Source organism: Sulfitobacter sabulilitoris (assembly GCF_005887615.1).
In the GTDB taxonomy this organism is placed as follows: Bacteria; Pseudomonadota; Alphaproteobacteria; order Rhodobacterales; family Rhodobacteraceae; genus Sulfitobacter_E; species Sulfitobacter_E sabulilitoris.
In genome coordinates this window covers 250,318-271,833 of record NZ_VANS01000004.1, presented here as the reverse complement: position 1 = coordinate 271,833, position 21,516 = coordinate 250,318, and the positions used below count along the sequence as shown (strand labels likewise).

24 protein-coding genes and 1 tRNA gene are annotated in these 21,516 nt (G+C 66.6%); 17 read left to right on the top strand and 8 right to left on the bottom strand.

The annotated features are described in order from the left end of the window. Positions 1–162 precede the first annotated feature (162 nt). The 9 genes from FDT80_RS15470 to FDT80_RS15430 all read left to right on the top strand — a co-directional run bounded on the left by FDT80_RS15470 (position 163) and on the right by FDT80_RS15430 (position 7,276). Positions 163–1,389 (top strand): glycosyltransferase family protein, encoded by a 1,227-nt coding sequence (locus FDT80_RS15470; protein ID WP_138663300.1) that lies wholly within the window; start codon positions 163–165, stop codon positions 1,387–1,389. After that, the gene (locus FDT80_RS15465; RefSeq protein ID WP_138663211.1) at positions 1,386–2,633 is read left to right on the top strand and encodes a glycosyltransferase family 4 protein; all 1,248 of its coding nucleotides are present in this window, start codon (positions 1,386–1,388) and stop codon (positions 2,631–2,633) included. Before FDT80_RS15470 ends, FDT80_RS15465 begins: the two co-directional genes overlap by 4 nt. Continuing rightward, positions 2,630–3,703 (top strand): glycosyltransferase family 4 protein, encoded by a 1,074-nt coding sequence (locus tag FDT80_RS15460; RefSeq protein ID WP_246039977.1) that lies wholly within the window; start codon positions 2,630–2,632, stop codon positions 3,701–3,703. Before FDT80_RS15465 ends, FDT80_RS15460 begins: the two co-directional genes overlap by 4 nt. After that, positions 3,700–4,290 (top strand): histidine phosphatase family protein, encoded by a 591-nt coding sequence (locus tag FDT80_RS15455; protein ID WP_138663210.1) that lies wholly within the window; start codon positions 3,700–3,702, stop codon positions 4,288–4,290. Before FDT80_RS15460 ends, FDT80_RS15455 begins: the two co-directional genes overlap by 4 nt. Next, complete coding sequence (locus tag FDT80_RS15450) at positions 4,281–5,420, top strand: glycosyltransferase family protein (protein WP_138663209.1); 1,140 nt, start codon at positions 4,281–4,283, stop codon at positions 5,418–5,420. Before FDT80_RS15455 ends, FDT80_RS15450 begins: the two co-directional genes overlap by 10 nt. Further along, positions 5,417–6,190, top strand: a complete 774-nt coding sequence (locus FDT80_RS15445) for a polysaccharide deacetylase family protein (RefSeq protein ID WP_138663208.1) — start codon at positions 5,417–5,419, stop codon at positions 6,188–6,190. Before FDT80_RS15450 ends, FDT80_RS15445 begins: the two co-directional genes overlap by 4 nt. Before the next feature lie 35 nt (positions 6,191–6,225). Next, entirely contained in the window at positions 6,226–6,342 is a 117-nt protein-coding gene (locus tag FDT80_RS15440; protein WP_138663207.1) for an entericidin A/B family lipoprotein, read from the top strand. An 81-nt stretch (positions 6,343–6,423) separates the two neighbouring features. Continuing rightward, the gene (locus FDT80_RS15435; RefSeq protein WP_138663206.1) at positions 6,424–6,792 is read left to right on the top strand and encodes a hypothetical protein; all 369 of its coding nucleotides are present in this window, start codon (positions 6,424–6,426) and stop codon (positions 6,790–6,792) included. Positions 6,793–6,973: 181 nt separating this feature from the next. Further along, positions 6,974–7,276: a hypothetical protein gene (locus FDT80_RS15430; RefSeq protein ID WP_138663205.1), complete on the top strand. Its 303-nt coding sequence runs from the start codon at positions 6,974–6,976 to the stop codon at positions 7,274–7,276. 245 nt (positions 7,277–7,521) lie between these two features. Here the strand turns inward: FDT80_RS15430 and lepA are convergent, their stop codons facing one another. Further along, positions 7,522–9,321 carry a translation elongation factor 4 gene (gene lepA, locus FDT80_RS15425; protein WP_138663204.1) on the bottom strand — a complete coding sequence of 600 codons (1,800 nt, stop codon included), beginning with the start codon at positions 9,319–9,321 and terminating at the stop codon, positions 7,522–7,524. Positions 9,322–9,638: 317 nt separating this feature from the next. Between lepA and FDT80_RS15420 the strand changes: the two genes are divergently transcribed. Continuing rightward, positions 9,639–10,742, top strand: coding sequence for a porin (locus FDT80_RS15420; protein ID WP_138663203.1), 1,104 nt, complete (start codon positions 9,639–9,641; stop codon positions 10,740–10,742). Between the two features lie 173 nt (positions 10,743–10,915). After that, positions 10,916–11,278, top strand: coding sequence for a hypothetical protein (locus FDT80_RS15415; RefSeq protein ID WP_138663202.1), 363 nt, complete (start codon positions 10,916–10,918; stop codon positions 11,276–11,278). A gap of 128 nt (positions 11,279–11,406) precedes the next feature. Here FDT80_RS15415 and FDT80_RS15410 read toward each other — a convergent pair whose 3' ends face one another. The 6 genes from FDT80_RS15410 to FDT80_RS15385 all read right to left on the bottom strand — a co-directional run bounded on the left by FDT80_RS15410 (position 11,407) and on the right by FDT80_RS15385 (position 15,748). Continuing rightward, positions 11,407–11,868, bottom strand: coding sequence for an arsenate-mycothiol transferase ArsC (locus FDT80_RS15410; RefSeq protein ID WP_138663201.1), 462 nt, complete (start codon positions 11,866–11,868; stop codon positions 11,407–11,409). Beyond that, complete coding sequence (locus FDT80_RS15405) at positions 11,869–12,348, bottom strand: UPF0262 family protein (RefSeq protein WP_138663200.1); 480 nt, start codon at positions 12,346–12,348, stop codon at positions 11,869–11,871. A gap of 109 nt (positions 12,349–12,457) precedes the next feature. After that, complete coding sequence (gene hisD, locus FDT80_RS15400; protein ID WP_138663199.1) at positions 12,458–13,759, bottom strand: histidinol dehydrogenase; 1,302 nt, start codon at positions 13,757–13,759, stop codon at positions 12,458–12,460. A 74-nt stretch (positions 13,760–13,833) separates the two neighbouring features. Next, entirely contained in the window at positions 13,834–14,304 is a 471-nt protein-coding gene (locus FDT80_RS15395) for a DUF2948 family protein (protein WP_138663198.1), read from the bottom strand. Then, positions 14,301–15,566, bottom strand: a complete 1,266-nt coding sequence (murA, locus tag FDT80_RS15390) for a UDP-N-acetylglucosamine 1-carboxyvinyltransferase (RefSeq protein WP_138663197.1) — start codon at positions 15,564–15,566, stop codon at positions 14,301–14,303. Before murA ends, FDT80_RS15395 begins: the two co-directional genes overlap by 4 nt. Beyond that, the gene (locus tag FDT80_RS15385) at positions 15,566–15,748 is read right to left on the bottom strand and encodes a hypothetical protein (RefSeq protein WP_138663196.1); all 183 of its coding nucleotides are present in this window, start codon (positions 15,746–15,748) and stop codon (positions 15,566–15,568) included. The genes murA and FDT80_RS15385 overlap by 1 nt, the downstream gene beginning before the upstream one ends. An 85-nt stretch (positions 15,749–15,833) precedes the next feature. On the opposite strand from FDT80_RS15385, the gene FDT80_RS15380 reads away from it, so the two are divergent. The 6 genes from FDT80_RS15380 (at position 15,834) to pqqE (ending at position 19,297) form a co-directional block, all read left to right on the top strand. Beyond that, a tRNA-Thr gene (locus FDT80_RS15380) sits at positions 15,834–15,908 on the top strand. Between the two features lie 244 nt (positions 15,909–16,152). Then, complete coding sequence (gene pqqA / locus FDT80_RS15375) at positions 16,153–16,254, top strand: pyrroloquinoline quinone precursor peptide PqqA (RefSeq protein WP_138663195.1); 102 nt, start codon at positions 16,153–16,155, stop codon at positions 16,252–16,254. Positions 16,255–16,279: 25 nt separating this feature from the next. Continuing rightward, positions 16,280–17,176, top strand: a complete 897-nt coding sequence (pqqB, locus tag FDT80_RS15370) for a pyrroloquinoline quinone biosynthesis protein PqqB (protein ID WP_138663194.1) — start codon at positions 16,280–16,282, stop codon at positions 17,174–17,176. Continuing rightward, on the top strand, positions 17,173–17,928 hold the full coding sequence (gene pqqC, locus FDT80_RS15365; protein WP_138663193.1) for a pyrroloquinoline-quinone synthase PqqC: 756 nt from the start codon (positions 17,173–17,175) through the stop codon (positions 17,926–17,928). Before pqqB ends, pqqC begins: the two co-directional genes overlap by 4 nt. Then, entirely contained in the window at positions 17,928–18,218 is a 291-nt protein-coding gene (pqqD, locus tag FDT80_RS15360; RefSeq protein WP_138663192.1) for a pyrroloquinoline quinone biosynthesis peptide chaperone PqqD, read from the top strand. Before pqqC ends, pqqD begins: the two co-directional genes overlap by 1 nt. Next, positions 18,215–19,297: a pyrroloquinoline quinone biosynthesis protein PqqE gene (gene pqqE / locus FDT80_RS15355; RefSeq protein WP_138663191.1), complete on the top strand. Its 1,083-nt coding sequence runs from the start codon at positions 18,215–18,217 to the stop codon at positions 19,295–19,297. Before pqqD ends, pqqE begins: the two co-directional genes overlap by 4 nt. Positions 19,298–19,318: 21 nt before the next feature. On the opposite strand, the gene FDT80_RS15350 is transcribed toward pqqE, so the two are convergent. Then, complete coding sequence (locus tag FDT80_RS15350; protein ID WP_138663190.1) at positions 19,319–21,514, bottom strand: hybrid sensor histidine kinase/response regulator; 2,196 nt, start codon at positions 21,512–21,514, stop codon at positions 19,319–19,321. Positions 21,515–21,516 lie beyond the last annotated feature (2 nt).

Sequence of the window (21,516 nt, the reverse complement as noted above, 5' to 3'; positions counted from 1 at the left end):
CGCCCACGGCATTCCGCTTTATACTCGCCCCCACAGCCGGAGCATTTCACGCAACGGATACCGCGGTGGCGCGACGAGTTGCCAGGCCGCGGTCTTTGGGCGTATCGGGCAGCGATCTGAGGCTCTGACATGCGACAACAAACGGATATCACGCGCCGCGACATGCCAGCCGCGACCCGCGCCGACACAGCGGGCCGCAGCCTGTCCGCGCCGGAACGGTCACGCCGGATCGTGCTTTACAGCCATGACACCTTCGGGTTGGGGCACCTGCGGCGCAGCCGCGCGCTGGCCTCTGCGCTGACCGCCTCGGACCCGACGGCATCGGCCATCATCCTGACCGGATCGCCGGTCGCGGGGCGATTCACCTTTCCCGAACGGGTGGACCACATGCGCCTGCCGGGCGTGACCAAGCTGCCGGACGGCACCTATGTCAGCCAGACGCTGGGCCTTGATATCGACGAGACCACGGCGATGCGCGCAGGGCTGATCCGGTCGGCGGTCGAGCAATACGACCCCGACCTTCTGATCGTGGACAAGGAACCCACCGGGTTTCGCGGCGAATTGCTGCCGACGCTGGATGCGCTGCGCACCCGCGGCAGGACGCGTTGCGTTCTGGGGCTTCGGGATGTGCTCGACCAACCGGAGGTTCTGGCCGCCGAATGGGCGCGCAAGGGCGCGATCGAGGCGACGGAGCAATTCTACGATGAAATCTGGGTTTACGGGTTGAAACGCTTTTACGACCCCACGCGCGGTCTGCTCTTGTCGGATGCCACGCGCGCGCGGATGCACTGGACGGGGTATCTGCGGCGCGAAGTGACCGATGCCGCCCCGGCGCCCACCACGCCCTATGTCCTGATCACGCCCGGTGGGGGCGGCGACGGCCAGGCGATGGTGAACCTGGTGCTGTCCGCCTATGAACAGGCGGCGACCGATCTGCCGGACGCGGTGCTGGTCTATGGTCCGTTCCTGTCGGGCGAGGTGCGCGCCAGGTTCGACGCGCGGGTCGCCCGGCTTGGCGGGCGGGTCACGGCCACGGGGTTCGACAGCCGGATCGAGGCGCTGTTCGCCGGCGCATTGGGCGTCGTGTCGATGGGCGGTTACAACACGTTCTGCGAGGTCTTGTCGTTCGACAAGCCCGCCGTGATCGTACCGCGCACCGTGCCCCGGCTGGAGCAATGGATCCGGGCCGCCCGCGCCGAGGAGATGGGCCTTGTGAGGATGCTCGAGGAGACCCGCGACGGCATGACGCCGCAAGCGATGATCGACGCGATCCGCGCCCTGCCGCAGCAGCCCAAACCGTCGCAGGCGGGCTCTGACGGGTTGTTGGACGGGTTGGATTACGTGGTCGCGCGGGCGGGCCTTTTGATGGCACGTCAGGAGGCGGAATGACCGCAACCGACCCGACGCTGGCGGTGGTGGTCAAGGGTTGGCCGCGCCTGTCGGAAACCTTTATCGCGCAAGAGCTGGTCGCGCTGGAAGAGGCCGGCCTGCGGTTCGACATATGGTCGCTGCGCCACCCCACCGACACCAAGACGCATCCGCTGCACGACCGCCTGCGCGCCAACCTGCGCTATCTGCCCGAATACCTGCGCGACGAGCCCCGCCGCGTGGCGCGGGCAATGGGGGCTGCCGCCGACCTGCCGGGGTTCGACGCCGCCGCCGCCATCTATGCCGCCGATCTGGCGCGCGACGACACGCCCAACCGGCGCCGGCGCTGGGGGCAGGCCTGCGTCATGGCACAGGAATTGCCGCCGGGCACGCGAGGGATCTATGCGCATTTCCTGCACACGCCCGCGTCCGTCGCGCGGTATGCCGCGATCCTGCGCGGGCTGCCGTGGTCCTATTCGGCCCATGCCAAGGATATCTGGACCTCGCCGGAGTGGGAACTGCGCGAAAAGCTGTCGGCCGACACGCATGGCGCGACCTTCGGCGCGACCTGCACCGGGTTCGGGGCGGCGCATCTGCGCAAGCTGGCGGGCGACGGCGACCGGGTCGACCTGATCTATCACGGGCTTGACCTTGACCGGTTTCCGCCGCCGCCCGACCGCGCGGCGCGCGCGCCCGGTGCGCCCCTGCGCCTGATGTCGGTGGGGCGACTCGTGGAAAAGAAGGGGTTTGACCGGCTGATCGCCGCGCTGGCCCTGCTGCCGGCTGATCTGGACTGGCATTTCACCCACATCGGCGGTGGCGCGCTGGATGCGCAGATGCGCGGCCTCGCGGCGGAGCATGGCGTCGCGGACCGGATCGCATGGCAGGGGGCCTGCGATCAGCCACAGGTCATCGCCGCGATGCGCGCCGCCGACCTGTTCGTGCTGCCCAGCCGGGTGGCCCGCGACGGTGACCGCGACGGCCTGCCCAACGTGCTGATGGAAGCGGCGAGCCAGAAGCTTCCGATCCTTTCGACGCCGGTATCCGCCATTCCCGAATTCATCGACAGCGGCGTGCATGGCCTGCTCAGCGACGACGCGCCGGAGGCGCTGGCCGCCGCCATCCGCCGGTTTGCCGCCGATCCCGCGATCGGCCCCGCGATGGCGGAGGCGGCCTATGACCGGCTGCGCGCCGACTTCATGATGGCGCCGGGCATTGCCCGCCTGCACCGCCGGCTGCGCGACCTGCTGGAGCGCGCGCCATGACCCGACTGGCGTTCTATGCCCCGATGAAACCGCCCTGCCACCCGACCCCGTCAGGCGACCGCGCAATGGCGCGCGCCTTGATGCAGGCGCTCAAGCTGGGGGGCGCGCGGGTCGACCTGGCCTCTGACGTGCGGATCTATGACGGGCACGGCGACACGGCGATACAGGACCGGCTGGCCGCCGCCGCGCGCCAGGAGGTCGCCCGGCTGAGCGCCGAGGGTCGGGTGGCGGGCTGGCAGGCCTGGATCAGCTATCACAACTACTACAAGGCCCCCGACCTGATCGGTCCGCCGGTCGCCCGGGCGCTGAACATCCCCTATCTGCTGGTCGAGGCGACCCGCGCCGGCAAACGGCTGAGCGGCCCCTGGGACCGCTTTGCGCGCGCGGCCGAGGATGCCTGCGATGCCGCCAGGGCGATCTGCTATGTCACGCAACACGACGCCGTGGCCCTGCGGGATCGCGCGCCCGACGGGCAAGAGCTGGTCCATCTGCGGCCTTTCCTGCCCCGTGCGGACCTGCCTGCGGCCTCTGACGGGTCCGGCCCTATGCTGAGCGTCGGCATGATGCGTTCCGCGGACAAGCTGGCGTCGTATCGCCTGATCGCCGACACGCTGGCACTGCTGGACAACCGCGACTGGCGGCTGGATATCGCGGGCGGCGGCCAGCACCGCGCGGCGGTGGAGGACATGATGGCGCCATTCGGGGCGCGGGTGCGCCTGCTGGGGGTGCTTGACGCCGACGCCCTGCAGGCGCGCTACCGGCACGCGCGCCTGCTGCTCTGGCCCGGCGTGAACGAAGCCTTCGGCCTGAGCTATCTCGAGGCGCAGGCGCATGGGCTGCCGGTCGTGGCACAGGACCGCCCCGGTGTGCGCGACGTTCTGGCCCCGGCGGCGCATCCCACCCCGGCGGCCGGCGCGCCGGCGCTGGCCGCACGCATCGCGGCGCTGCTTGACCGTCCCGCGGATCGGGCCGCGGAGGCGGACGCCGCGCGCGACCATGTCGCCAAGCACCACCTGATGCCCGCGGCCAGCTGGACGTTGCACCAATGTCTGCGCCGGGTGCTGGCATGATCCGGCTGGCACTGCTGCGCCACGGTCCGACCGCGTGGAACCGCGCGGGCCGGATTCAGGGCCGCACCGACATGCCGTTGGACCCGGAGGCCGCGGCGGACCTGCAGGCGCTGCGCCTGCCTGCGGAGTGGCATGATGCCGACCTGTGGGCCAGCCCCATGCAACGCGCGGCCCAGACCGCCGCCCACCTGACCGGTCGCGCCGCGCGCTGCGAACCGGCACTGATGGAAATGAACTGGGGCGACTGGGAAGGGTTGCACGGCGCCGACCTGCGCGCCGACCCGCTCAGCGGCTACCGCGACATCGAACACTGGGGCTGGGGCTATAGCCCGCCGGGCGGTGAAAGCCCCGCCGATCTGCGGGCGCGGCTGGTGCCCTGGGCCTGCGGATTGACACGCGACAGCGTTGCGATCTGCCACATCGGCGTGATGCGGGTCTTGTTGGCGCATGCGACAGGCTGGGGCTTTGACGGCCCCGCGCCGTTCCGGATCAAGCGCAACAGGCTATATGTCATCACCCTGTCGGACCGGGGGTGGACCGCCCTGCCCGAGCCGATCCGGCTGGAGGCCCGTCCGCCATGCGCGTGATGATCGTGGTCACGCATCTGTTGGGCACCGGGCATCTGTCGCGGGCGCTGACCCTTGGCCGCGCCTTTGCGGCGGCGGGCGATGCGGTGACGGTGGTGTCGGGTGGGGGGCCCGTGCCGCATCTGGATGCAACCGGCATCCGGCTGGTTCAGCTTGCGCCGCTGCGCTCGGACGGGGTCGATTTCGCGCGTCTGCTGGATGCGGCGGGCGACCCGGCGGATGCGGGTACGATGGCCGCGCGGCGCGAACAGCTGCTCGGGGCGTTCAAGGCGACCGCGCCCGATCTGCTGATCACGGAGCTTTTTCCCTTTGGCCGCCGCATCTTGCGGGATGAATTCACCGACCTGCTTGAGGTCGCCAGCGCGCAGCGCCCCCGCCCGGCCATCTGTGCGTCGGTACGCGACATCCTGGCTCCGCCGTCAAAGCCCGCCAAGGCGCGACTGGCCGACGATCTTGTGGCCCGGTTCTACGATGCCGTTCTGGTGCATTCCGATCCCGCCATTACCCCGCTTGAGGCAAGCTGGCCGGTGTCGCCGGCGCTGGCGGGCAAGCTGCGCTATACCGGGTTCGTCGCACCACCCGCCGCCGCGCGCGACGATCGGTGCCTTGGCGCCGGCGAAGTTCTGGTTACCGCGGGTGGCGGCGATGTGGGGGCCCATATCTTTGACGCCGCGTTGCAGGCCGCCGTTCAACGGCCCGACATCCGCTGGCGCCTGCTGATCGGCGGGGCCGACGCCGCCAAGACGGCCGCCCGCCGCCGGACTTCGGCACCGGCCAACGCATTGATCGAACCCGCGCGGCCGGAGTTTCGCCAGATGCTGCACCACGCCGCGGTTTCGGTGTCGATGTGCGGCTACAACACGGCGCTGGATGTGTTGCAGGCGGGCACACCCGCGCTTTTCATTCCCTTTGACGCGGGCGACGAGGTCGAACAGGGGCTGCGCGCCGATGCGATGTCGCGCCTGCCCGGCATCCTGCACCTGCCTGCCGCCGAGCTGACCGCCTTCAGCCTTTTGCATGGCGTGGAACGGCTGCTGCTCAGCCCCCGGCAAAGCCCGCCTGCCAAGGGCTTTGACGGCGCCGCGCAGACGGTGCGGATTGCGCGCGATCTGCTGGCGGCCCTGCGATGACGCCCGACTGGCCCCTCCTGCGCGCGGAGCTTGCGCTTTGGCGGGCCGACGGGCGCGCGCTGCCGCTATGGTGGCGCGACGATGACGCCGTGTCGCACACGCCCGCGCTGGATCGCTTGGCGCGGGTATCGCGGGACCTGGCGCTGCCCGTCCATATCGCCGTGATCCCCGAACCGGCCAGTGCAGGGTTGGCGGACGCGGTTGCGGCAGAGCCCGGTCTGATCCCGCTTGTGCACGGCTGGGCGCATCGCAACCACGCGGACAAGGGCGACAAGAAAGCGGAATTCGGGGCACCCAGACCGGGTGCTGCAAAGGCGTTGGGGCGGGGGCGTGTTCGGTTGCAGAGCCTTTTCGGCGCGCGGCTGGTGCCGGTGTTCGTGCCGCCCTGGAACCGGATCGACGCGCGGTATCTGCCGGCACTGGTGGCCGCAGGATACGGTGGGGTGTCGACCTTTGCACCGCGCGGCGCGGAATGGCCCGTGCCGGGGCTTGCGCAGATCAACACCCATCTGGACCCGATCGATTGGCGCGGCACGCGCGGGCTGGTCGAGGCCGATGTTCTGATCGCTCGGCTGGTGGCGATTCTCGCCGATCGTCGGACAGGAAAAACCGATGCAAAAGAACCGCTTGGCTACCTGACTCACCATCTTGTTCATGACGCGGCGCTTTGGGAGTTCTCTCGCGCGCTGCTGTCCGAGCTTTTGAGTGGCGGCGCTTTGCCGGTGCAATTGCCGGAGGTTCTGGAATTACCCGCGCCGCCCGTGCTATGACGCCCCTGACCCACTTCCCCGAGGACCCTTCCGCCATGCTCCGACTTGCCCTGATGATCGCCGCCCTTGTCACCGTGTCCGCCTGTGAAACCGCCAAGGGCGTCGGGCGCGACGTTGAAAAGGCCGGTCGCGGGATCCAGCGCGCGTTCTGAGACCGCGCCGCTTGGTCGCAGGGCGGAACCCGGAGCCCGGTCCGCGCGTTGATACCCCAACTTGAAAAGGGGTAAAATCCAATGTTTACAATACGCAACATCGTTGCTGCCGTGATTGCTGGCGTCGTTGGCACGATCGCCAATTCGCTGGTGGTGTCCGGCCTGACGGGCGCGCCGCTCTGGGGTCTGATCCTGAGCTTTGGGCGCGAGGCGGTAGCCATAGCGGTGGCGCTGCTGCTCATTCCGATCTTCCTGCGGATGCGCCGCTGGCAGCCTTGGGTCGTCGGCATCGCGGTGCTGACGGTGGTGCCTTCGCTGCTGGCCAAGACGGTGTTCGGCGTGGCCGCGCCCTGGGGCGTCGTGCTGGGCGTGAATGCCGTTTACGCGGTGGCCGCGACGGTGGTGTTCGCGCTGATCGTGCGGGGCAAGATGGTGGTCGAAAGCGCCTGAGAGAACAGGGCGCGCGCCGGGTTAACCATGCCTTTGGCGCGCGGCCCCAAGGTGGGATCGGGACAGATCGCACCGGAGATGTGTACAGATACGACGCGCCCCGTCGGGGACGCCGACGCGCATCTGTACAAACCGCCGCGACATCTGTGCCGTTGGAGCCCGAGCGCGGAGATGCGACGATATGTTACCCCAAATTCATGCGATATCTTTTTCCCACTTCCGCGCCCACGCGGCGGCGGAACTGCGTTTCGTGACCCACACCGGCGGCAACCTGTGGCTGACCCGGCACCGCAAACCGGTCTGCGCCGTCATCTCGATGAAGGATGCGCATGTGCTGGCGGCGGTCCAGGGACGCGACCTGCACGAGCTTTTGCACCGTCTGCAGGTGGATGCTGACCGCCTGCGCGCGGCGAAGGACGTGGAGGCGCAATACGAGCGGGTCGAGATCGCGGGAAAGGCGTGGGAGTACCCGTCGTCGCGGTGAGGGGTGACGGGCAGCTTGCAATCCGCGATGCACGCCGCGCATCGCGCCTGAACCGAAGGCAGCGCGACACGCGCCCGCGTCACGCCGCAGGCGGGGCTTCGGCACGACTTGGGCGGTTCGGGCGCGGCGCAATCCTGACGGGAATGTGCATGCCATGTTGACCGGGGTGGGAAGGCGCAATGCGCTGCCGCCCGACGTTTTCCACATCAGCCCGAATTTTTAATATCAGTTCGAAATGAACAGCCTCAGTTGTCCATCTTCAGTGCGGAAATGAAGGCTTCCTGCGGGATATCCACCTTCCCGAACTGGCGCATCTTCTTTTTGCCCGCCTTCTGCTTGTCCAGCAGCTTGCGTTTGCGCGTGGCGTCGCCGCCGTAGCATTTGGCGGTCACGTCCTTGCGCATGGCGCTGAGCGTTTCACGGGCGATGACCTTGCCGCCGATGGCCGCCTGGATCGGGATCTTGAACATATGGCGCGGGATCAGGTCTTTCAGCTTTTCGACCATGGCGCGGCCGCGCGCTTCGGCCCGGTCGCGGTGAACCATCGTCGAAAGGGCATCGACCGGTTCGTCGTTGACCAGCACCTGCATCTTGACCAGCGCGTCGGTGCGATAGCCGAGCATCTGGTAATCGAAGGACGCGTAGCCCTTTGTCACCGATTTCAGGCGGTCGTAGAAATCGAACACGACCTCGTTGAGCGGCAGGTCATAGACCACCATCGCCCGCGCGCCGGCATAGGTCAGGTCGAGCTGGATGCCGCGCCGGTCCTGGCAGAGCTTGAGCACGTCGCCCAGGAAGTCGTCGGGCACGAGGATGGTGGCCTTGATCCGCGGCTCCTCCACGTGGTCCACCAGCGTCAGATCGGGCATGTCGGCGGGGTTGTGCAGGTCCTGCATCGTGCCGTCGCGCATGTGGATATGATAGATCACGCTCGGCGCGGTGGTGATCAGGTCGATGTCGTACTCGCGCTCGATCCGGTCGCGGATCACTTCGAGGTGCAAGAGCCCCAGGAAGCCGCAGCGAAAGCCGAAGCCCAAGGCGGCGCTGGTTTCCATCTCGAAGGAGAAGGAGGCATCGTTGAGGGCGAGTTTCTCGATGCTGTCGCGCAGGTCCTCGAATTCGGCCGCATCGACGGGGAACAGGCCGCAGAAGACGACCGGCTGCGCAGGCTTGAAGCCCGGAAGCGCCTTGTCGCAGCCTTTCTTTTCGTGGGTGATCGTGTCGCCGACGCGGGTGTCCCGGACCTGCTTGATCGACGCGGTGAGAAAGCCGATTTCGCCCGGGCCGAGTTCGTCGATTTCGGTCATTGCGGGGCGGAACACGCCGATGCGGTCGACGTGGTGGACCGACCCGTTCTGCATCATGCGGATGCGGTCGCCCTTTTTCAGCTTGCCGTTCATGATGCGGACAAGGACGATCACGCCGAGATAGCTGTCGTACCACGAATCCACCAGCATCGCCTTGAGCGGCGCGTCGATGTCGCCCTTGGGCGCGGGCAGGTGCTGGACGATGGCTTCGAGGGTCTCATGGATGCCGACGCCGGTCTTGGCGCTGACGCGGATGGCGCCGGAGGCGTCGATGCCGATCACGTCCTCGATCTGTTCGGCGACGCGGTCGCAATCGGCGGCGGGCAGGTCGATCTTGTTGAGCACCGGCACGATCTCGTGGTCGGCCTCGATCGCGTGATAGACGTTGGCGAGCGTCTGCGCCTCGACGCCCTGGGTGCTGTCCACGACCAGCAGCGACCCTTCGACCGCGCGCATGGAGCGTGACACCTCGTAGGCGAAATCGACGTGGCCGGGGGTGTCGATGAGGTTGAGAACGTAGTCCTCGCCGTTGTCGGCGGTATAGTTGATGCGCACGGTCTGCGCCTTGATGGTGATGCCGCGTTCGCGTTCGATATCCATGCTGTCGAGCATCTGCTCTTTCATATCGCGATCCGCCACGGTGTTCGTGGACTGGATCAGGCGATCTGCCAGCGTGGATTTACCGTGGTCGATATGCGCCACGATGGAGAAATTGCGGATGTGTGAAAGCGGTGTCATATTGCGCATATGCTGCGCTTTGGGCGTGTGGTCAAGGTGGGGAATGCTGTGCGGGACGCGACATATCGCGTGCGCGGCGCCACGATCACAGCGGCGGCGTGGTCTGCGTGCAAGGGCGCGGATGGCACCGCCCGCAACGGTGGCCGCCCGCGATGCCGCCGCGGCCGGGCGGCATCGCGCAAACCCTTTGATTTACTGAGGGTTGATCGAAAAAATGGTGCTGAAATGCGTGATTTCGCGCGTTGGTGGCCTAGGTCGAGGCGCAGGTCGGCTGCTTGCGGCCGGCGAAATGAACTCGAACCGAAAGGTTTATGAATATGACTACTCCCCTTTTCGCCCGCCTGGTCGGGTCCGCCGTCGGCACCGCGCTGCTGGCTCTGCCCGGCGCGGCGCTGGCCCAGAGCGGCGGCACACCGGACGTCACCGCTTACGGGCATCTGAATTTCGGCGTCTTCAGTGTCGATGACGGAACCAACGACGACACCTACCTGACCGACAACGACGCCTCCAACAGCCGCGTGGGATTGATCTACGAGACCGGGCTGAGCAACGGCGGGCGCTTCAAGTTTCATTTCGAGACCGGCCTTGGGATCAACGGATCGGCGGCGGTCACACCGCTGGACAACGATCTTGACCTTGAATGGCGGCGGACCGAATTGCGCAAGTTCGAGGTGGTTTACACCACCCCCCGCATCGGTACGTTTTCCTTTGGTCAGGGCAGCAGCGCCACGGACGGCGTGAACGAGGCGGATTTGTCGGGCACGTTCCTGACCAACTATTCCAGCATCGGCGACGTCGCCTTTGGCGTGGAATTCCGCGATGCGGCGGGGATCGGATCGGGGCAAAGCGTGGGCGACACGTTCAATTCGTTCGACGGGTCGCGGCGGTTCCGGGTGCGCTATGATTCGCCCACGTACAACGGCTTTGGGCTGTCGGCTTCGGCGGGCGAGGAAATTCTGCGCCGTGGCGACGACCGCGCGTTCTATGACATCGCGCTGAACTACGACATGGATTACGGCGCGGTGACGGTGGCCAGCCGCATCGGCTATCAATGGATCGACAGCGACGAGGAGCTGCTGACCGGGTCGGTGGCCCTGCTGCACGAACCGACCGGCCTGAACGCGACCTTCGCCACCGGGCGGCAGCAGGTGGGCGAGGCCGATTACGCCTACCTCAAGCTGGGGATGACGCGCGACCTGATCGCGGCGGGCAAGACGTCCATCGCGGTCGATCTCTACGAGGGCGACGACATTGGCTTTGCCGGGTCGTCCTCAACGGCGGTCGGTTTCGGCGTGGTGCAAAAGCTCGACGCGTATGACACCGAAGTGTACGCGGGCTATCGTACCTACGATCTGGACGGTACGGCAACGCCGGTCGAGGATATCGACGTGGCCTTTGTCGGGGCGCGCTGGAAATTCTGATCGCGGCCAAGGATTTTTGCGGCCCCTGCCCCGCCGTTCGGGGTGGGGGCCGATTGCATTTCGTGATTTGCCCCGCCGGACATTCTGCGGCATAAATGGCCTCACGGCAGCAACGACGCGGATCAAAAGGGGGTCTACCCCGCCCCGCGCGCATGAAAATGAGGCTTATCGGGATGACACGTTTGATTTTGGCCCTCGGGGCCTGCGGTGTTCTGGCCGCCTGCGGCGGCGGAACACGCTATTCCAGCTACAATGCACAAGGCACGGTCGTTCCGGTTCTGTTTGCCACGGGACCGATTGCGACGGCCTGCATGGCCGACAACCGCAAGGCGGCCAGCCGAGCGCGCTGCGGCTGCGTTCAGGCGGTGGCGGATCGGGCGCTGTCAGGCCCGGACCAGCGGCGCGGCGCGCGGTATTTCGAGGATCCGGGCAAGTTGCAGGAGGTCCGCCAATCCAGCAATGCCGCGAACGAGCGGTTCTGGCTGGCGTGGAAGGCCTTTGGCAACCAGGCCGCCAACCTGTGTCGCGCCACCTGACGGTGAAATGGCCCCGCCGACGCGGACCGGGGCCCGCAACATCCGGCCAAACGAGGTTGAACGCGGTTTGACCGCCGCCGCCGCGGTGCGGGTCGCCCCTGCCCCCAAACGGAAAGACATCGCCGCGGCTACTGCACCTTGGTGGGTTGGCCAAAGCGGTCCTGCAACCGCTCGACGATCTGGTCGCGCGCCTTGCGGTAGCCGGCCAGCTTGACCTCGCGGGTGTCGCCAAGGCCGGTGGGATCGATGATGGGCCAGTATTCGACGTCCAGGTGGTAGAATTTCGTCAGCTCCAGCGCGCGATCGCGGCTGGCGGGGCTGAGCGCGATGACAAGATCGAACGAGCTGAGGTCGTCGCCCCAGTTTTCCATCTCGTCGAAGCTGCGACTGCGGTGACGCGACAGTTCCACGTCCATTTCCTGGCACACGGCGATGGAGAAGCCGTCGATCTCGAGATCGTTCATCACGCCCACCGATTGCACATAGGTGTCGGTGCCGTAGAATTTCTTCATGATGCCCTCGGCCATGGGCGACCGAACCGCATTGTGGTCGCAACAGAACAAGACCGATTGTGGCAGCTTACCGGTCATTTATCCGCCATAGTGCAGCACGCAGATCAGGGTAAAGAGCCGGCGGGCGGTATCCACATCCACTTCGGCCTTGCCCGACAGGCGTTCCTGAAGCACCCGGCTGCCTTCGTTGTGGATGCCGCGGCGGGCCATGTCGATCGTCTCGATCTGCGAGGGGGGAAGCGTCTTGACCGCGTCGAAATAGCTTTCGCAGATCTGGAAGTAATCCTTGACCACTTGCCGGAAGGGCCCCAGCGACAGGTGAAATTCCGCTGCCTTTTCATCGGCTTCGGTGTTCACGTCAAAGACCAGGCGCTTGTCGCGGATGGACAGGCCGACGTGATAGGGGCCTTCGGGCACGGCGCGGTCGTCGCGCGGCGGCAGCACGAATGTGTTGTCTTCCAGCAGGTCGAACATGGCGACCTTGCGTTCCTGTTCGATTTCGGGCGTGGGGGCCGGAAGGCCCGCGTCATCGAGGGCGATATAAGTGATGCGGGACATGGGACAGGCTACTCGCGGCGCGGACAAGGGATGCGCCTGCTTAGCCCAGCGCACGCGCTTGGGCAACCGCGGACGCGGCGGCCCCCTGCCCCTGCGCGCGCGCCGGGCGTCATCCGTTCAGCTTGCGCAGCCGCGCCGTGACCGACAGGCCGTGCGCTTGCAGGCTTTCCGAGGCGGCAAGCCGTTCGGCGGAGGGGCCGACGGCGCGCAGGGCCTCGGGCGTCATGCGCGCCAGCGTCGTGCGTTTCACGAAGTCCATCACCGACAGGCCCGACGAGAACCGCGCCGACCGCGCGGTGGGCAAGACGTGGTTCGGGCCGCCGATGTAGTCGCCGATCGCCTCGGGCGTCCATTGGCCAAGGAAAATCGCGCCGGCGTGGGTGATTTGCGCGCTCAGGGCATCGGCGTCTGCGACGCACAGTTCGAGGTGTTCGGGGGCGATGCGATTGGACAGGGCGGCGGCGGTGTCGAGGTCCGGGACGGTGATGATCGCCCCGAAGTCACGCCAGCTGGCCCCCGCGATGGCGCGGCGTTCCAGGGTTTGCAGGTGGCGGTCCACCGCGTCGCTGACCGCCTGGCCAAAGGCGGGATCCGTGGTGATCAAGATCGATTGCGCGCTTTCGTCATGCTCGGCCTGGCTGAGCAGGTCCAGCGCGATGAAATCGGGATCGTTGTCGCCATCCGCGATCACCAGGATTTCCGACGGCCCCGCGATCATGTCGATGCCGACGCGCCCGAACACCCGCCGTTTGGCCGCCGCGACGAAGGCATTGCCGGGGCCGGTGATCTTGTCGACGGGGGCGATGGTGTCGGTGCCGTAGGCCAGCGCCGCGATCGCCTGCGCGCCGCCGATGCGGTAGACCTCGTCCACGCCGGCGATCCGGGCCGCGGCCAGCACCAGCGGGTTGAGCACGCCGTCGGGCGTGGGCACGGTGATCGCCAGCCGCGCAACGCCCGCGACCTTGGCCGGGATGGCGTTCATCAGCACCGAGGAGGGATAGCTGGCCAGCCCGCCCGGCACGTAGAGCCCGGCCGCCGACACCGGCGTCCAGCGCCAGCCGAGCGTCGCGCCCGCGTCGTCGGTCCAGCTTGCATCCTGCGGCATCTGGCGTTCGTGGTAGGCGCGGATGCGCGCGGCGGCCAGTTCGAGGGCGGCGCGGTCCTCGGGCGAGACCTGCGTGACGGCCTGCGCGATTTCGGCGTCGGTGATCCGCAGCGTGCCGGGCGTCAGCGTGATGCGGTCGAAGCGGGCCGTCAGGTCGATCACAGCCGCGTCGCCACGGCTGCGGACATCGGCGATGATGTCGCCGACGATCTGGTCCACGTCCGGGCTGTCCTCGCGCTTGGCGGTCAGCAGGGCGGCAAAGGCGGCTTCGAAATCGGCGGCGGTGGCATCGAGGAAAACAGGCATAAGGGTCCGGTCCGGCAGGGCGCGCCGGAGGAGGGATCATGCCTCCGGCGGGAATTGGTCTGGTGGGAGAAAGATCAGTCGGGATGGCCCGGCGTCTTGCCCGAAGGAGCCAGATAGGGCTTGGTCACGTCTTTCAAGGTGGCCTCTATCGCCTCGACTTCGAGGCGGATCGCGCCGTCGCCCGCAAGGGTCAGCAGGATATGGCCGGCGGGGGCGTCGGTTTCCTGAAAGGTGACCGACAGAAGCGACAGCACGGTATCGGCGTCGCGGCGGTCGATGCCGCTGGTGGCGACGCGCTGCACGGTGTCGAAGGCCAGCACCGACTGCACCCGCTCGGGGCTGGCGCGGCGCGCCGGGCCATCCTCCCAACGGAAGCGGTTGAGCAAGAGGGCGAAGCGGCCCCGCCCCGCGTCCCATTTCATTTCGGTGGCCGGAAACACCGCGTCCTGCGTCAGCGAGGACATCACCGCCAGATCCTCGGCATCGAGCGCGCCAAGGTGCAGCGGCGCTTCGCGGGCGTCTTCGAAGCGGGCGTCTTGGGTCATTCGGTCACCCGTTCGATCTGGGCGCCGACGCCGCGCAGCTTGGCCACGACGTGTTCGTAGCCGCGGTCGAGGTGATAGACACGGCTGACGCGCGTTTCGCCCATCGCGGCCAGCCCGGCAAGGATCAGCGAGACGGAGGCGCGCAGATCGGTCGCCATCACCGGCGCCCCCTTGAGCCTGTCCACGCCGGTGACCTTGGCATGCCCGCCGTGCACCTCGATTCTGGCGCCCATGCGGATCAGTTCGGGCGCATGCATGAAGCGGTTCTCGAAAATCTTTTCCTCCAGCACCGAAGTGCCCTCGGCGGTGCACAGCAGCGCCATCATCTGCGCCTGCAGGTCGGTGGGAAAGCCGGGGAAGGGTTCGGTCACCACATCGACGGCCTTGATGTGGTCGCCACGGCGCCTAACCTTGAGACCGGTGTCGGTCTGGGTCACGTCCACGCCCGCGGCGTCTAGCTTCTCGCAGAAGGCGGCGACCAGATCCAGCCGGCCGCCCAGCAGCTCCACCTCGCCGCCGCAGATCGCGGGGGCCAGCATATAAGTGCCCAGCTCGATCCTGTCGGTGACCACCGGATGCGTCGCGCCATTCAGGCGGTCGACCCCCTGGATCGTGATGGTCGAGGTGCCGTCGCCGTCGATCTGGGCGCCCATCGCGCGCAGACATTTCGCAAGGTCCACGATTTCCGGTTCGCGCGCGGCGTTGTTCAGCACGGTCGTGCCCTTGGCCAGCGTCGCCGCCATCAGCGCGTTTTCCGTGGCCCCGACGGAGGCAAATTCGAAATCCACCGTGCCGCCCCTGAGCCCCTTTTTCGCGGTGGCGTGGACGTAGCCGTCACGCAGGTCCAGTTCCGCGCCCATCGCCTCGAGCGCCTTGAGGTGCAGATCGACGGGCCGCGCGCCGATGGCACAGCCGCCCGGAAGCGACACCACGGCATGCCCGTCGCGCGCCAGCATCGGACCCAGCACGAGAATGGACGCGCGCATCTTGCGGACGATGTCGTAATCGGCGGTGTGGTTGTTGATGTCATGGCTCGACATCGCGATCACCTTGCCGCCCGCGAGGCTGGTGACTTCGGCGCCCAGCGACTGCAACAACTCGGTCATGGTGCGGATATCGCTGAGACGCGGCGCATTGGTCAGCGTCAGCGGTTCCTCGCTGAGCAGGGTGGCGGGCATCAGCGTGAGGCAGGCGTTCTTGGCGCCAGCGATCGGAATTTGCCCGGAGAGAGGGCCATTCCCCCGCACGATAATCGAATCCATCAGTCGTGTTCCTTGTCCTGCCCCTGATCGGGAGCGGTGCCTGTGGGTTGCCCGTCCTTCGGCGCGCGATTCCTGCTTTGGGCCTTGCGCCGTGCCAGATTGGCCTTGAGCGCGGCCTTGAGCCGGTCATCGCGAGAAGCGCCCGGTTTCGCGGGCGGCGTGGATGCGGATTTGTCTGCCATGCCGACGGTCTAACGCAAGGCGAAAGAGGCGTCCAGATTGGGCTTGCACCATAATGCGATTGCGTCTAATCAGCCGCGCACGGACGCTGCTGTAGCTCAGAGGTAGAGCACTCCCTTGGTAAGGGAGAGGTCGAGAGTTCAATTCTCTCCAGCAGCACCAGCCGGACCACATCCTCAAACGGTGACGGCGCCAACCGGTTCGGTGGCCACGGGTAACGCCGCGAGCGGGGTGCCGGGGCGGTGATCACGGCTCTTTTTATTGCTTTTGCTCCGGCATTTTCGTATTCAGGTTCTGGCGGATCCATGCCGGTGACGGGGGGTTAGACCTTCGTCTCATAGACATCCGGTCCGCCGGGCGGAATACTCTGCCCTATGAATTCACCTGGTCAGGGAGGACCGAATTAATGGCTTGGACGAAACCAGTGATCCGCGAAATCGAGTGCGGCATGGAAATCAACATGTATGGGCCGGAAGGCGAAGAAGACGCCGGCGGCGTATTGTTCTGAAGACAGTGTGCGTGCGGGATCTGACTTGAGTTTCCGCGCGCATATCCTTGGGGCGGCTGCCGGTGGCGGACTGCCCCAGTGGAATTGCGGTTGCGAAAACTGCAAACTTGCGCGGGCGGGAGCCATTCCGCCACAGACGCAATCGTCGGTCGCGTTCAGCGCGAACGGCTCGGATTGGGCGATCCTGAACGCCTCCCCCGACATTCGCACGCAGATGGCGCAAGCGGTCGCGTTGCACCCAACCGACCTGCGACGTTCGCCGGTGCGGTCAGTTTTGTTGACCAATGGCGACATAGATCATGTGGCGGGCCTGCTGACGCTGCGAGAACAGCAGCCTTTCACGGTGTTTGCCACCGCCGAGATCCACGGCATTCTTGCGGCCAACCCGATCTTCAACGCGCTGGACCCCAAATTCGTGCAGCGCGCGACCATCGCCCTCAATCAGCCGGTCGAGATCGCGCCGGGCCTGACGGCGACGCTGTTCACCGTGCCGGGCAAGGTGCCGCTGTATCTGGAAGGGGACGAGGTGCAGACGGATCTGGAGGGGGAACAGACCGTCGGCGTCGCACTGGAGGCGGGCGGCAAGCGGGCGTTCTACATTCCCGGATGCGCAGCTTTCCGCGACGATCTGCGCGCGCGGCTTGACGGGGCGGACCTGGTGTTTTTCGACGGCACGTTGTGGCAGGATGACGAGATGGTACTGGCGGGGCTGAGCCAGAAGACCGGGCGGCGCATGGGGCATATGTCGATGTCCGGCGCGGATGGGTCGATGGCGGCCTTCGACGGAATGGATATTGCGCGCAAGGTCTATGTGCATATGAACAACACCAACCCCGTGCTGCGCCCCGGATCGCGCCAGCGCGCGGAGGCGGAAGCCGCGGGCTGGATCATCGCGCAAGACGGAATGGAGATCGAATCATGACCGCGACGCCTGCGGAGTTCGAGGCCCGTCTGCGCCAGATCGGCGCCGAGCGGTATCACGACAAGCACCCGTTTCATCATCTGCTGCACTCCGGCGGGTGCACACCCGACCAGGTGCGGGCCTGGGTCATCAACCGGTTTTATTACCAGGCCAGCATCCCGATGAAGGACGCCGCCTTTATGAGCCGGGTCGAGGATCCAGCGCTGCGCCGCGCGTGGCGCTCGCGGATCGAGGACCACGACGGGACCGACGCGAATGAAGGCGGCATCGCCCGCTGGCTTCGGCTTGCCGATGCGGTCGGGCTTGACCGCGACTATGTCGCGAGCAAGCGCGGAGTGCTGCCCGCGACGCGCTTTGCGGTGGATGCCTATGTGCGGTTCGTGCGCGACAAGACCCTGCTGGAGGCCGTGGCCGCATCCCTGACGGAGCTGTTCGCGCCCAAGATCCATGCGGCCCGCATCGAAGGGCTGCTGGCGAACTACGATTTCGCCGACGACAGCAGCTTGTCCTATTTCCGCAACCGCCTGAACGAGGCGCCCAAGGATGTGGCCTTTGGGCTGGCCTGGGTGCTGGACCATGCGGATACGGCCGAAAAGCAGGATGCCGCCGCGGCGGCGCTGGTGTTCAAGACCGATGTGCTCTGGTCACAGCTGGACGCGCTGCATGCCGCCTATGTCACGCCCGCGCGCATTCCGCCCGGCGCCTGGCAGCCCGACACCCACCTGATCGCCGCCCGGTCACGGGCATCGTGATGGCGCAGGTTGGCATCGCACCCTCCGACGTCCCCGTGATCCCGCGGGGTGTGCGGCTGCATTTCGATAAGGTGCGCGATCTGTGGGTCCTGCTGGCGCCGGAGCGGACGATCAACCTCGATCCCGTCGGGCTGGCCATCCTGCGCGAGATCGACGGCACCGCGACGCTGGACGCGATCACGGAGGTGCTGGCGGCGAAATACGACGCCCCTGCCCCGCAGATCACGGCGGATGTGCGTGACTTTCTGGCCGGGCTGATGGAGCGCCGTATTCTGGAGGTGCGCACATGACCGTGCCTGCGCCCATCGCGATGCTGGCGGAACTGACGCACCGCTGCCCGTTGTCGTGCCCCTATTGTTCAAACCCGATCGAACTGGCGCAGAAGGACCGCGAGTTGCCGACCGAAACGTGGGCGGACGTGTTCCGGCAGGCCGCCGATCTGGGCGTGCTGCAATTGCATCTGTCGGGCGGCGAGCCGGCGGCGCGGCGCGATCTGGCCGACCTGGTGCGCGCGGCTCGCGAAGCGGGGCTTTATACCAACCTCATCACATCGGCCATCGGGTTGACGGAACGGCGGCTGAAGGAGCTTGACGAGGCCGGGCTGGATCACGTGCAATTGTCGCTGCAGGGCACCGACGCCGCGATGGCGGACCGGATCGGCGGCTACAAGGGCGGCTTTGCGCGCAAGATGCAGGCCGCCGGCTGGATCGTCGATGTCGGCTTTCCGCTGACGCTGAATGCGGTCGTACACCGTCAGAACCTGCATCAGCTGCCCCGCGCGATCGAAATGGCGGTCGAGATGAAGGCGCGGCGGATCGAGGTCGCGATCGTGCAGTTCCACGGCTGGGCGCTCAAGAACCGCGCGGCGATGATGCCCACCCGCGAGCAGGCCGAGGAGGCCAGCCGGATCGTGGCGCAGGCGCGTGCGGATTTGAAAGGCAAGCTGGTGATCGACTATGTGCCCGCCGATTATCACAGCGATTACCCCAAGAGGTGCATGGGCGGATGGGGCACCACCGGGCTCAATGTCACGCCGGATGGGTCGGTCCTGCCGTGTCATGCCGCCGAGACGATCACGGGGCTGTCGTTCGACAACGTGCGCGACAGGCCGCTGGTCGATATCTGGTACAAGGGCGCGGCGTTCAATGCCTATCGCGGCGAGGACTGGATGCAGGAGCCGTGCCGGTCGTGCGATCGCCGCAAGCTGGATTTCGGCGGATGCCGCTGCCAGGCGATGGCCATCGCGAACGACCCGAACGCCACCGACCCGGTGTGCATCAAATCCCCCCTGCACGACCGGATGCGCGCCCTGGCCGATGGGTTTTCGCATGACGACGACGCCGAATTGACCTATCGCGCGGGGCCTTGATCGGGCGGGCCGGCCGGCCCGTCAGCGCCCGACATCGGCAAGGAACCGGTGCAGCTTTTCGCGGTCTATCGGTTTGGTCAGCAGCGTGATGCCCGCGTCGTTGCAGGCCTGACGCAGGTCCGCCCCGCGGTCGGCCGAAATCAGGCGCACGGGGACATTCCCCAGATCGCCCCGGATACGGTGCAACAGCTCGATCCCCGAAAGCCCCTGGCCCAACTGGTAGTCCAGCACCAGTGCATCGGGTGTCAGTTGAATGTCCGACAACAGTTGCAGCGCGTCTTCGCCGTTGGCGGCGTGGATCACGTGGGCCTCCCAGCTTTCGATCATCATGATGAGCGCATTGGCAAGCTGGGGATCGTTTTCCACAAGCAGGACCACCAGCCCCTTCTTGATGGCGGTCCCGTCGGCCGCGGCGCGGCCTGCCGCCTTTGATGCGACCTCGTGGGCCTGCCGGATTGGCACGTCGAAGGAAAAACAGCTTCCCTTGCCCGGTTCCGACCGCAGGCGCAGCGGGTGGTCCAGGCTTTTGCAGGCCCGCTCGACGATCGCCAGCCCAAGACCCAGCCCGGCCTGCGACGTCGTTTTGCCGAGCCGTTTGAATTCCTGGAACACGATTTCCTGATCCGCGGCGGCGATCCCGCAGCCGGTGTCCCAGACCTCGACCCGCGCCCGGTCACCGATGCGGCGCACACCGACCAGCACGCCCCCGCTGTCGGTGTAGCGGATCGCGTTGGTGACGAGGTTCTGGACGATCCGCCGCAGAAATCCCGGATCGCTGTGCACCGTCAGCGGGCAATCGCGGATCCGCAAATCCAGCCCCTTGGACAGGGCGACCGGCGTCAGTTCGTCGCGCAGGGGGCGCAGGATCGCCGACATGCGCACCGGCTTGACGTCAAAGACCGCGTGGTTGGCGTCCAGCTTGGAGATGTCCAACAGCGCCTCGATGATGTCCTCGACACTGGACAGGGCGGATTCCGCCTTGTCGACGATCTGCCGCAGATCGGGGCCGTCGAGCTGTTCGGCCAGCGACGAGACAAAGAGCTTGGCCGCCGACAGCGGTTGCAGCAGGTCGTGGCTTGCGGCGGCGACAAACCGCGATTTGCTGGCATTGGCGCGCCGTGCCTCGGACAGCGCGATGCCAAGCTCCTGGGTGCGGTACTGCACCCGGCGTTCGAGCCTTTCGTTCATGTCTGCCAGCGCGCGGGCGGATTCGCGTTCGGCGGTGACATCGGTAAAGCTTATGACGAAGCCGCGATCCGGCATTTCCTGACCGAACACGCTCAGGAAGCGGTTGCCCGAGCGGGTCACCTCGAAGTTTATCGGCGACCGGCCCGCGCCCTGGTTGGCCCACCGCCTGAGCATTTCGGCGTCGAACCCGACCGAGAAATCAAGCTCGCTTTCCAGTCCGTCCAGAAGCGCCAGAAAGCTGAGGCCCTTGGCCGAATGCTGCGGCGGCAGTTCCAGCAGCCGGTCCATCCGCTTGTTCCAGCCCACGAGGTTTCTTTCGTGATTGAAGATGCACACCCCCTGGTCGAGGTGATCGAGCGTCGCCTGCAGGATCTGTGCCTGCTGGTCGCGCATCCGGTCGCGTTCCTGACGTTCCAGGCGGATGATTTCGGTCACATCGGTTTGCAGGATGACGGTGCCGCCGTTCGCGGTGCGGTGCTCGCTGACTTGCAGCCAGCGATCCTGCGACAGGCTGACGTTGAAGACGACGTAATCCTCGCGGTGGCGGTCATATCGGATGTCGGACCACGATTTCGGGGTCACGCCATGCGGCAGCGCCAGGTAGCGGCTTTGCGAGACCGCGGTCACGTAATCCTCGAACGGCATACCTTCGTGCAGCTTGTCGGGCACGTCGCGCAGATACCGGCAGAACCGCGAGTTGGTCAGAACCAGCCGGTCGTCCTTGTCAAACAGCGCAAAGCCTTCGTTGATCGTCTCGATGGCCTCGCTCAGGTTGTCCTGAGCGGTCGCGGTTTCGCGGTTCGCCGCTTCGAGCTGGGCATTGGATTCCTGTAGCAGATCGAGAGTGCGTTCCAGGTCGATGGTGCGCTCGCGGACCTGAACCTCCAGCAAGGCGGCGCGTTCGAACTGCGCATAGGAGATACCGGATTGATCGTTTTTCTGTTCGACCTTGCGCATCAGCGCCTGCGCGATCTGCAACAGCTTCGCGTTTTGCCGTTCGATCGTGTCGGATGGGTTGATCAGGGACACTG